General features: G+C 36.0%; 9 protein-coding genes. All 9 read right to left on the bottom strand.

Translation table 11 applies throughout. The annotated features are described in order from the left end of the window. Nucleotides 1–156: 156 nt before the first annotated feature. Entirely contained in the window at nt 157–816 is a 660-nt protein-coding gene (locus tag ACZZZT_RS05660; RefSeq protein WP_463459712.1) for a hypothetical protein, read from the bottom strand. 29 nt (nt 817–845) lie between these two features. Further along, nucleotides 846–2,018 (bottom strand): exo-alpha-sialidase, encoded by a 1,173-nt coding sequence (locus tag ACZZZT_RS05655; RefSeq protein ID WP_463459711.1) that lies wholly within the window; start codon nt 2,016–2,018, stop codon nt 846–848. A gap of 181 nt (nt 2,019–2,199) precedes the next feature. After that, nucleotides 2,200–3,117 (bottom strand): glycoside hydrolase family 43 protein, encoded by a 918-nt coding sequence (locus ACZZZT_RS05650; RefSeq protein ID WP_463459710.1) that lies wholly within the window; start codon nt 3,115–3,117, stop codon nt 2,200–2,202. 82 nt (nt 3,118–3,199) lie between these two features. Beyond that, a complete protein-coding gene (locus ACZZZT_RS05645; RefSeq protein ID WP_463459709.1) occupies nt 3,200–4,516 on the bottom strand; it encodes a glycoside hydrolase family 28 protein in 1,317 nt (438 codons plus the stop codon). Nucleotides 4,517–4,572: 56 nt separating this feature from the next. Further along, entirely contained in the window at nt 4,573–4,767 is a 195-nt protein-coding gene (locus ACZZZT_RS05640) for a hypothetical protein (protein ID WP_463459708.1), read from the bottom strand. Between the two features lie 103 nt (nt 4,768–4,870). Beyond that, the gene (locus ACZZZT_RS05635; RefSeq protein ID WP_463459707.1) at nt 4,871–6,277 is read right to left on the bottom strand and encodes a glycoside hydrolase family 140 protein; all 1,407 of its coding nucleotides are present in this window, start codon (nt 6,275–6,277) and stop codon (nt 4,871–4,873) included. Nucleotides 6,278–6,449: 172 nt separating this feature from the next. Next, on the bottom strand, nt 6,450–9,605 hold the full coding sequence (locus tag ACZZZT_RS05630; protein ID WP_463459706.1) for a DUF6298 domain-containing protein: 3,156 nt from the start codon (nt 9,603–9,605) through the stop codon (nt 6,450–6,452). A gap of 192 nt (nt 9,606–9,797) precedes the next feature. Continuing rightward, on the bottom strand, nt 9,798–11,498 hold the full coding sequence (locus ACZZZT_RS05625) for a polysaccharide lyase (RefSeq protein WP_463459705.1): 1,701 nt from the start codon (nt 11,496–11,498) through the stop codon (nt 9,798–9,800). Nucleotides 11,499–11,559: 61 nt separating this feature from the next. Further along, nucleotides 11,560–12,213 (bottom strand): DUF3826 domain-containing protein, encoded by a 654-nt coding sequence (locus ACZZZT_RS05620; RefSeq protein WP_463459704.1) that lies wholly within the window; start codon nt 12,211–12,213, stop codon nt 11,560–11,562. Nucleotides 12,214–12,296: the final 83 nt, after the last annotated feature.

Below are 12,296 nucleotides of genomic sequence, written 5' to 3'. Positions count from 1 at the left end.
AAATTTTTGAACACGGATGAAACGGATTTACTTCGTAAAAACGCGGATAAAAACGGATTTTTTAAAATTGATTTTTTATTCTCATTAAAATAAAAAAATCCGTTTTTATCCGCGTCTTCGCTTTAGCGAATCCGTGTCATCCGCGTTCTATATTTTTTACAACTTTTTCGTCATCAACGACTGAATATTAAAAACTGCTTCGGGAATTAATTTTCCGGTTTGAGGCAAATCATCATAATCATCCGTGTCCGGTGCTGTATCAGGATTTGGAGAATATCTTTGTTCACCTGTGCGGAACATAATTCTTTCAAAACCATCTATCGGCGCATAAAAAATTCTTGTTGATTCTTTTTCGTCGTTTACTTTTATCGTGTACGAACGTGTTTTCACATTCAGTTTCACATTTACTTTATATTCTTTTCCGGCTTCGTATTTGGCAATTGTATTAAAACGCGCACCGGTTTTTGTCTTCAATTGTCCGTCTGAATCAAAAGTTAATCTAACGGCTGGTAAACCTTGTTCATTTTGAAATTCAACCTGCAATAAACCGTGATTATTTTGTTCTGGCTTAACGGTAAAAGTTACTTCCATTTTCTCTGCAAACGGAATTACACGTTCAGCACGAGCGTAATCAAAATTATCCTGATCTCTTAAAGTTAGCCATTTTTTGCCCTCTTTCTTTTCGATTTTGGTTGAAGCCCAAGACAAATCATACGTATTCCATAACTTTAATTCTTGTCCGTCTGGAAGTTCGTTAAAAATATCATTTGCATTTTCAGTAACGATACTTACAACCGGAACGGGAATCGACGCCACCCAAATATCTTCTTTATTAACGCTGTAACTTACCCAAAGTTTTCCGTCAGGCGGAATGCCGTCACCTTCAGAAATTCCGCGAACATATTGCGGCCCTGCCGATTTATAATTCCCCCATAACGCATGGGACTAATCTCGCCGTGAACCAATAATAAATCTTTATAATTCAAACCATCATCACTTGTCGAAATCGCTAATGGCCAGCGATATTCTGATGGATTATAAACAGTCGCATAACGGTTATCAGATGTTTTCTGTCCCCAGATTTTGGCGTTGCTATTTACAAAACCAGGCGCACGAACGGGCATATATTCCCATGATTTTCCGCCATCTTTACTTATTGAAGTTAGAGCGTGTTTCCATAAACCCACTACATCGCCGTTTGGTAAATGATACGAACTAAGCGCTTTATAAGGCTTTTTCAACGGAATTAATTCGTCATCGCGATCGGCTTCTTCAACCCATTGCTGTAAAACCAAAGGATCTGAAAGAATTTCTTCGCAGGCTTTTTTCAAATCTTTGTCTTTTGCCTGAGTATAAAATGGAAAAGCGGATTTCGATTTATCCCATGATTTGTTGTATCTGATGAAATAAATTTCGCCAAAACTTCCGTCTTTTTTAATTTCTCGAATTACGCGCCCAATTCCTTTTCCGTCATTCGGATCGTCTTTTTCATCCATCGCAATTCCGTAATACGCCAAAGCAAAAAGTCGTTTGTCTTTTGAAGTATAAAAACCCATTCTTTGGTGCATAATCGCATCCAGATTTTTGGCAATGCCTTCTACGCCTTCTTTCTTCCATCCGTCTGGAATATGATAAATAGGAAAAATTACTTTTGGCATTTTCCAAGTCACACCATCTTTTGAAGTCATAATCAATGTCTGACTTGGCGGAATATGTTCTCCCGCAGGATCGCTTAAATATTGGAGATAAAAAGAATCATTCCAATACGCCATTGTTGGCTGGTGATTGTATGTCCATCCGAAACCATCTGCTTTTTCCGGATGTTCACGGCTTGCGCGCATTATCTGAGTAGCGTGAACTCCAACCGCCGGACTTAATTGCCCGTGATGGTAATCGACATTTGAAAGTGTTTTACCAACATAACGCACGGTGTCATTCTGCGCATTTACAGCTGTACCAATCAAAAGAATTGCGGCTGTAGTTATGATGTTGGTTTTTATGTTTTGGAAAGTAATCATTGTGTTGTGTTTTTTGATATGTTCTCGTTAAACCCGACAGGTTTTAAAAACCTGTCGGGTTTGCGTTGAAAACAAATTCAATACTATTTATTTTTTGCCACTCCCGATGGCTATCGGGATTCACCGATTGAAATGATTTTTTTTACATTTTTAATTCGTGAAAATTTGTGAAATTTGTGTTTTATTTCTTTTCAATTAATCCTTTTAAAACTTCATCAGAAATTGTTGTAATCGTTCCGTGTTTGTGTCCTTCCGGAAGACTTATTCTTGAAGAAACATCTTCAAAATGAACAAAATCTGAAGTACTTAAAGCTTTATAATTTTTTGAACCGTAATTGTCATAATATAAAAGCCAATTTTTATCAATTTTAACGACAGTTGGTCCTTCTGATAAATATTCGGTCAATGGCTCAGAAATTTTTCCGAATGGCCCTAAAGGTGATTTTCCAAAAGCGACTTTTATATTCCGCATAGGTCTTGTGTTGTCTTTCAAAACCAAAACATAATCTTTTTTGCTTTTTTTGACAATCACACAATCGATCACACTAAAACCCGGATTGTAATATAATTTTGTATCCGAGAATGTTTTAAAATCCTTGGTCGTTATATAATACATTCTATGATTATTTTTTTCTTCTTCAACTCCTTTTTCAAATCGAAACGGAATTGTCGATGCCCAAATAATAATATATTCTTTTTTGACATCATCATAAAAAATTTCCGGCGCCCAAACGTTTACCACTTCCGGTTCGTTCTTCATTACCGGAATATATTCTTGTTTTGACCAATGAATCAAATCTTTAGAACTGGCATATCCAAAACCATTTCCGCCTTTCCAATCGGTTGTCCAAACCATGTGGTACGTTCCGTCGGCTCCTTTTGTGATAGATGGGTCGCGCATGATTTTGCTGGCTCCGATTTCTGGTTTCAAAAATGATCCTTCGAGACCTTTCCAATTATAACCGTCTTCGCTGTAAGCCAGATACAAACCTTCTGTTGCCGGTTCTCTAAACGACGTAAAAAGATATAGTTCTTTCTTTTTCTGCGAATAACTAATCGCAAAAAGACAGAAAGCCAGTATGATGAAGATTTTTTTCATGTTGTTTAATTGAACACTAATTTCACAAATTAACACGAATTAAATTGGTGTTAATTCGTGAAATTAGTGTTGTATTATTATGCTATTCTGCAATTGCTTTTTTATCTAAATCTTTTCCTTTTTTAACTACCGTTGTTACATTATTAAAAACATTATTCTTCAGGAAAATACTTTTCGTTTCTTTTCCATCCGCTTCGATGAAAACATCGGTTGCATTAAATGGAAAATTATTATTAATCATCATATTCGAAACATTATCCAACTTAATAACCGGAACTCCTTTTATTGGTGTTGATGAACCAACATTATCTAAAATGATATTTTTTGAATCTGATATTTTGAAAGAAGAACCCACTGTTGCGTTTACTTTTACATCGTGAAATTCAACATCAGTTGCTGTACTTACCGTAAAACCTTCTTTTCCGTCCATATTAATATTCGAGAACGTTATGTTTTGAATTGGCATTTCGGTAATTCCTAAAATTTGTCCCGCTTTGTTTACATTCGAACCTGTAATATTGCTCATGTGAATGTTTCTGAAAATCGGTGTTTTTTCTGTTACAGGTTCAACTTTGGTGTCTTTATCGTAAAAAAGGCTTAATACAATTGCTTCTTCTTTGATGTTTTTCATTACAATATTATCGACGCGAATATCTTCTACAACGCCGCCTCTTCCTCGCGCTGCTTTGATACGAATTCCGCGATCTGTTCCGTCAAAAACACAGTTTGAAATTGTAATTTTTTTGATTCCTCCCGACATTTCACTTCCGATTACAACGCCACCATGACCGCTTAACATCGTGCAATTTGTAATAGTTACATTTTCTGTTGCTTTACCATATTTACGTCCGTCTTCATCTCTTCCTGATTTTATGGTGATACAATCATCTCCAACGCTGATATGGCAATTCGAAATATGAACATTGGTACAAGATGAAGGGTTAATTCCGTCTGTATTTGGCGAATGCGGATTAAAAATTGAAATTCCGGTTACGGTCACATTATCACAAAACTCAGGATTTATCGTCCAAAAAGGTGAATTTTGAAAAGTAACGCCTTCGATTAAAATATTTTTGCAGCCATAAGCCTGAAAGAAAGAAGGTCTGAAAAACTTTTTGTCAATCGTTCTTTTATAATAATCAGAATATACGATTCCTTTGTTTTGTTCTTCCCACATTTTTTGGTATTTAGTTTGAGGAATTGGTCCTTTGGCACTTTCAATTCTATATACTTCATTCCACCACGCTTTTCCTTGTCCGTCGATTACGCCTCTTCCTTTTATGGTGATATTTTCTGCATCCTTCGCATAAAATAATGGCGAAAAAGATTTCATTACCAAACCTTCGTAACGCATTTCTACATAAGGCAAATAATCATCAAAATTGTCTGAGAATTTCAAAAGTGCACCTGAATCTAAATGAATCGTGATGTTGCTTTTTAGTTTTAAAGCGCCTGTTAAATATTCCCCAGAAGGAAAAAAATTGTTCCACCTCCATTTTTTGATGCTTTTTCAATAGCATTTTGAATGGCTTCAGTGCATTTTATTGCTTTGTTATTTCCACCTTCGTTTAGGATATTCAGCCAGCCGTCGTTTGCGAAAGCAGTGTTGAAAGTGGTTATGAAACAAAGAATGATTAATATATTTTTCATGTTTGTGTGTTTTGTTTCACGCAGATTTTGCAGATTGCGCAGATCTTTATTCTCGTTTTTTGTCATTTCGAAGGAGGAGAAATGACAAGATTGGAGTTATTCTTTATTTTGTTTTCAAAATCAAAACCCAGTCATTTCCATCTTTTTTATCTCCCAATGGTTGAAATTCCTTTGTTCCTTTATTTTCTATAATTCCAATTTTTGTTTCTTTTCCATTTCTTGGATTGTACCAACTTGCGGTTACTTTGTCTCCGGCAATTTTTCCCATATTCAGAATAATTTTTCTACCGTTGTAAGTGTAAATCAAAGCGTATTTTTCTCCTTTTGTAGCCACTAAATAATCGTATTTTTCTCCTTGATTGGCGATTAAGGTTTGATCCGGAATTCTTTCTAAATATGGAAAACTTAACATCAATTTTTTAATGTACACCATTTGTCCGGCTCCTGGTGCGTTGATGGCAGAACTCCATAATTCTTTGTTTCCGTACGCTGGTTTATCGCCTTTTCTAAATATTTGCATTACAGCATTATGGCCGTATGTATAACCTGCAGCTCCGGCAAAAACCGACCAATATCCGTAACGACGAACGTCATTGTCTGTCCATTTTGGCTGTAAAGTATCGTGCAAACCATGCGGAATTCCTTCGTAAGATGGTTCTCCGTCAAGCGTAGGTTTTGTTGGTTTTAAAGTTAAATCTCGCTGTACAAATTTGTAATTGTCTTCTTTGAAATTCGTTTTAATTGAATCCTGATCGTATCTTCTGTGCCCTGACTGAAACATATTAAAATCCAGCCAGCTTGCATTATGATAATTTTCAGAAGAATCAGTTCTTCCAAAAGGGTGAAAAGTCACCAACTGATCGGGATTATTTGTTTTTAATGTGTTTCCGATGGCGTTCCAGATATCCATAAACTCGTTTCCGTGTGTGTCTCCGCCGTTTAACCAAATTACATTTGTTCTGTTTTTATATCTGTCGGCTAAAAACTTCGCATATTTTTCAGCCTGTTCTTTGCTGACCTTATTTCCTTTTGAAACATTTGTTCCCCAAACGGGAACCATTGCAACGTAGATTCCATTTTTCTGAGCAACATCCAAAGTGAAATCTACGTGATCCCAATAATCGTATTCATCCTTATTATTGAAATTATTTCCTGCAGTGGTTAAAGGTTTAGAAACGTCTTCGTTTATCAGGGCGGCATCTCCATAAACATTTACCGCGTTTATATTATGCAAAACCATCACCTGAACAACATTGAATCCTTTTGCTTTTCGATCCTGAAAATATTTATTTATGCTTTCTCTGTCTAATTTTCCAAATGCCAGCCAGCCGGTATCACCCAACCAAAAGAATGGTTTTTCGTCTTCGGTTACGAAATAATGCTGGTTTTTTGACACTTTAATTTTTGGTAAAGCGCCTTTTGTTTTTTCTGCAGATTGAGAATATCCGCTTTGCGCTGTCAGCAAAAAGCTTATACAAATTGTGTATAGATATTTAATTTTCAGATTCATTTTGGTTTATTTTGAAATTATGTTTTTTCGGCCACGGGTTTTGACGGATTGAACTGGTTTGCACTGGTTTTTTTTTATTTCACGCAGATCTGGCAGATTGCGCAGATTTCATTTTATTCTTTAATTTTTAATTATATCTGCGCTAATCCGTTTAATCTGTGTCATCCGTGGGCTAATTTTTCTTTACTATAAAAAGTACTTTTTCTTTTATCTCTGATTGTGGAATTACAACTGTTTTTCCTCCTTTGATATTTGCTTTTTTGGTTAAATTTCCGGTTGCAGCGTTGATTGCGTACACTTCAAAATCTCCTTTGTATGCTGATAGATCAATTGAAATTTCTTTTTCATTTTTGATGTAAAAAAGATAACTTTTTCCTGTATTTTCTAATGTCCATATATTGTCTGAAAATGTATTTCCGGCAACTAATTTCATTTCGCTTAAAGCGGAATAAAACTCAGGAAGCGCAATTTTAGGAATGTTTGATAATGAAGCTCCCGCCATTAAAGCCGGCCATCCAAATCTTGACGAACCATCTGTTGAATATAAAATGACTTTTTCAGGATATTTTTCGCGATATTCCCGAACGGCGCGATATACCTGATCGTCTGTTTCTTTTCCGGTTTTGAGTTTTCTTGCGTGTTGTCTTGGTGCTAAATTTTTCCCTCCTTCTGGCGCATAAGCCGATCCGTCTTCTTTATAATACCAGTAACGAATATCAATTGCATCAACTGTTTTGATTCTTTGGGCATCATTCAAAATAGCATCCTGAACATCTTTTGTAGCGCTTAAACCTATAATTGCTTTTTTACCCGTTTCGTTTTTCCATTTTTGAACTTCATCCAGCCAGAATTCCATAAAGTGAAGCGGACCTGTATATTCGGCACTTGTTAACTGAATTACGTTGCTGTTTTCCTGAAAATTTTCTAATGATTTACGAATAAATCCCTCATGTAATTTTCTTCTTGCAGGATTTGTAACATCATAAAATTGTTCTGCCATAAAGATACGTTTATCGCCTGCATATGGCGGAGGCTCTGGAAATCCTGTACTGTTTATATTGTTTGCCGAACGCCAAGGCGAGCTCGACCAATGCGCTCCGGCTTCGATAATATTATGTTGAAAATATTGCTGATTGATTAATAATTGTCCTTTGGTTTCGGCCAAATCAGCAAAAAGTGACAAGCGCTCCCAATACCAATCATTGAATTTTGTCAGGTCATATTTACTTAATTGATCCCAGGCAAAATCCTGTCCGCTTCTGGCAAATGGCTGTTCGTAAAACGGAGGCCAGACATCAGCATCAAAACGGCGAACGCGTTCGTGATCGTCCATTCTTCTTTCGTACCATAAACCGTAATTATGTTCTAAAGCGATCATATTTTTGGTTGTCAAATAATCGGAAACTTCGTCGATATTATCTGTAAATCCGGTTCCGGTTCTTCCCGGAACAAATCTGGTAATATCCGGCAATGACTTCGAAATATCACTATCTCTCAAACTTCCTCGCCACCACGGCACGCTTAATCGATTTCCGGCGATTATTTTATTATCGTAAGTAAGCCAACCATTTTTTACGATTACTTTTGTATTTGAAATTGTATTTTGTGCCGAATTTATCTTTAAATCATTCGCATTTTTAAGACCTGAATTGTTTGTATCAATTGGATTTAATTTCGAAACTTCGGCTATCCATTCGATTAGACTTTCTTTTGGAGCAACTGAATTTTTAGTTAATTCCTGAGCGACTTCAACAGCCGGACTTGATGAAGGTTCTGAGCCTAAATCATAAATGAATGGTTTAACAGGAAGTTCTCCTAAACGAGTTTCTAGCTGTGCATAAAACAAACTTCTCGGATTGATATGACCATTTACTTCTTTCCAATGACCGTCGCCAGCCATGATGCCGCCCCAAACCCCAAAAGCCCAGTTTTGTGCCGTTGGCGGATTGTAACATTCTATTTTTGATGCCGAAGTTTCCCAAATAACACTATTTGCGGCCGTCCAGCCTGCGCCTCGTCCGTTTTGTTCTCTGTTATTGTAACTTAAAGCGTGCCCGTCGATATAAGAAACTTCAAATAAAACTCCGGTTGCCCAACTGCCAATCGCACCGCTGTTATTAAAAGGTAAATACGATTCGCATTGAATAAAGACATTTGGACCCGTTGTTCCAAATCCGCCTACGGCAAAATCGTGATAACCGTATTCTGAATAACAACGTTGAAATAAAGTTTGCTGGCCTTCGGTATAAAAAGTATGTCTTCTAAAACCTGCGATTTCAGAAACTGGTTCTGTTGCAATACAATCTTCAACTGTAATTTGCTGTGCCGATTTTAAAAGCGAAACTGCTCCTCCAGAAAAATGCTTGAAACTGACTTGTTTTACCCAGGCATTTTTTGTGTTTTCGATGGTAATTCCAAACCATCTGTGTTCTTCGTCTTTTGGTTTTGAAGTATCATAAGCTGATTTCAAAAGGATATTTTCGATTCCGATTTGCTCAATTCTTCCTGACCATGAATAGGCTGTTACTTTTGCAGTTCCGTAAACGTCATCCAAAGTCATGGTTAACGGAGCGTTTAGTGTTACTTCATTTCCATTAATTTTGGTTACCACTCTGTTCCATGAAATATCCCAATCGTCTTTTTTCCAACCAATCCAACCGGTTTCTGCTCCAAAATCATCCATTTTTAGTTCTTTAATCCAATTTGCGGTTAAAGGTTTTGTAATGACAATTTCATCAGATGGTTTTAATTTTGATGCGTTTTTTAATTGAATTATTTTTGTTCCGAGCGGTGTATATGTTGTATTGAATTCGAAAGTTTCAATTAGTTTTTTATCATCAACTCCTAAAATTCTAATTACGGCTTCTCTTTTTAATCCGGTTCCTAATAAAATTGTTCCGTTTTCATTGTTTCCGCTTCCGCGTAAAACCACTCCGGATTTTCTGATGAATAAAGTTCCGTTGATTTTAAAAATTCCTTTGTCTAAAAGTACAGCACCTCGAAAACCTGATTTGTTCGGTTTTAGATTACTTACATAATCAATCGCCGCCTGAATTCTTTGGGTTGCATCTTCTTCTTGTTTCGGAACAAAAATTTTATTCTCCACATTCGGAATCGCTTTTTCTGAAGCCATGTAGCCTGCATACGAAAAATCAGGAATTTGATTTCCTTTTGCGTCTGCGGTGAAAGAAAGTTTGCCTTCTTTGGTTTTTACGATATCTGGGAATGTGTTTTGTGCTGTGATATTTTCACCAAAAGACAAAGCAAAACACATTAAAAGTAATGTGTTTTTAAAAGAAGCAATATTTTTTAACTGATTAAAATTCAATTCAATACTATTTTAAAATTTACATTTTCGAAAATCTTGTCATTTCGACGGAGGAGAAATCACACTAGAAGCTAAAAAAAGATTTGCGAATTACTATGTGTAGAATGGATTAAAATCCATCCCTACAATATGATCCGTTCCTCCGGAACTCTTATTATCTTTTCTCTATATTCTTTATTCTATCTTCTAAATTTACTGCAATAATACTTTTGATAACGTATCGGTATTATTTTCAAATTTTGTCCAATCCGTTTTTCCTTTTGGATCTATATTATTAAAATATTTTTCAATATTGGTATAACCGTCTCCGTTTGCATCTTTATTTGCATCTGATGGATCATTTGGATTTAAACCAAATTTCTTTTCCCAGGCATCTGCAATTCCATCATTATCAGAATCTTTATATACTTTTCCTTTATATTCCGGATAACCTCCAACCTGATTTGGGTTCGTGATGATTCCTTTTTTATACGAATCTGCGGGTAATCTTCTTTTAATAAATTCTGCACCAATCGCATTTTCCAAACCATCTTTTGCTTCAATTTTTCCGGTGCGAACTTGTTTGATTATTCTTTCGTCGACTGCATCTCTTTTTGGCAAGGTTGCCCCAACATTTTTCAATACAAATTCATACGCTTCTTCTGCTTTCATAATTGTAATGTTTGGCATTGAAAACGGTTTTGGCTGTTTAATTAACTCTAAATAATTTTTAGTTTCAGCTTCTGAGTGATCCTCCAATTGTACGCCACCGTTCCAGTTGTCTTTTGTAACTTCTGGAGAACCAACGATATAATTTCCATCAACATAGGCTCTTCCGTATGTTTGTGGTTTCATATATCCAGATTCAGGTTTTAAAATTCTGTAACGAATTGGCTGATCTGTTGGTGTAATTGGTCCCGGCTTGAAATAATTATTGATGATGTTGAACATCGAACGATAATCTCCTCCGTCAAGAGAACGATTCCACCAATTGAAAATCACATTATTCACAAAATTAAAATCACCATACATTCCGATAGACGCATTTCTTGAAATATTATCAGCCCACAAGTTACGCATAAATGTGCTGTTTAATCCACCAATTGTACTTCCGAAAGCATGATTATATGTATCTAAACCTTCTGATGAAATGGTGTTTTGAATGGTAATATTACAAGCGGGTAATTTTTCTAATTTTGATTTATCATTGGCCTGAAACTGATGTCTGTATAAGGAAATGTTTTCGTCTAATCCCCAGCTTACAGAGCAATGGTCTACGATAATATTCCCGATTGGATTTCCGCCAAGTGCATCATCTCTACGGGTAACTTCTGTAGCGCCTCTGCGAAAACGCATGTATCTGATGATAACGTCATGTGTATCAATTTCTAACGTTTCTCCGGCAATACAGATTCCATCACCGGGAGCAGTCTGACCTGCAATGGTAACGTACGGAGCACGCATGCTGATTCTCTTTTTTAACTTAATAATTCCTGAAACATTAAATACGATTGTTCTTGCTCCAACGGCTTCACATGCTTCACGAAAAGTTCCTTTTCCACTGTCTTCCAGACTTGTTACTACAAATATTTTTCCGCCTCTTCCGCCTGGGGTAAAAGCGCCGCCGCCCTCAGCTCCGGGAAAAGCAGGAATATCGGCATGAACAAAATCTTTAGGATAAGAGGCCCACGGTAAATACGGGCGTCCCAATTTTGCTTCGGCCTGAATAATATTATAATTGCTTGTCCAGATTTCAGCCAATCTTTTTTCTTCATCGGCTAAAATCGCATCGGTTTTATCCTGAAGCGGTTTTGGAATTTCGGGATATTGCGCATACGCGGAAGAAAAGAAAGAACAGAATGAAATAATCATCATTGTTCGTTTCAGAGTGTTTTTGGGAAAGGTGGTTTGCATGAGAAATAGGATCTGAAATTTATACTTCAATTTATACGTCGGCGAAAGCCTAAAACTTAAATTATTCTTTTGAAGTCGTGTCTTTTACTTTGTTTTTTTCTCGTTCTTCCAAACGTTTATGCCAATCGGCACTTTCTTTATTTAGGTCGTAACCTTCTTTTGATAAATAATTGTTGATTCTTCCTTTGTACTTTCCAAACCAGCCATGTTTTTCTTTGGATGATCCTCCATCCATTGCAAATTCTCTGGCTTCGACTAAAGCTTTGTAGATATAATCTTTTTGTTCTGCGGTTAAATTTGGCAGCATATCGTTGTAACCTGCAACGGTAATTGGCAATACGCCATAGGTCATTCCGTCTTTTACTGCTATTATTTTATCTTCTGATAATTGCGTTCCTAATTTTTTTAAATAAGATTTGTGCAGTTTTTCAATTTCTTTATCTGCAGTTCCTTTTAATTTATCAACTTTTTCATTTTGTATTTCTTTAGACAAACTGCTGTCTTCTTTTATTTTTTTAATTTCAGCATCTCTTCCATCCTGAATTTCGCTTAAGTCTCTAAATTGCTGTGCGATAATTTCTGTAACTGTTTTTTCTTTTTCAGGATTTGACAAAGCAAGTTTGGTTACAATTTTAGCGGCTCTTTCGTTGGTAACGTTGATATATACCGGATCTAAGTTTTTTTGTGCGATGCTATTAAAGAATACCAATAACATTAATAGTACACTTATTTTTTTATTGATTTCATTTTTAATAAATTATAAATTACAATCACTATAAATCATCTGCGTGATCTGCT

This window comes from Flavobacterium sp. AC274, assembly GCF_979258275.1.
The sequence above is the reverse complement of the archived record's forward strand: the minus strand, read 5'-3'. Positions and strand labels throughout refer to the sequence as shown.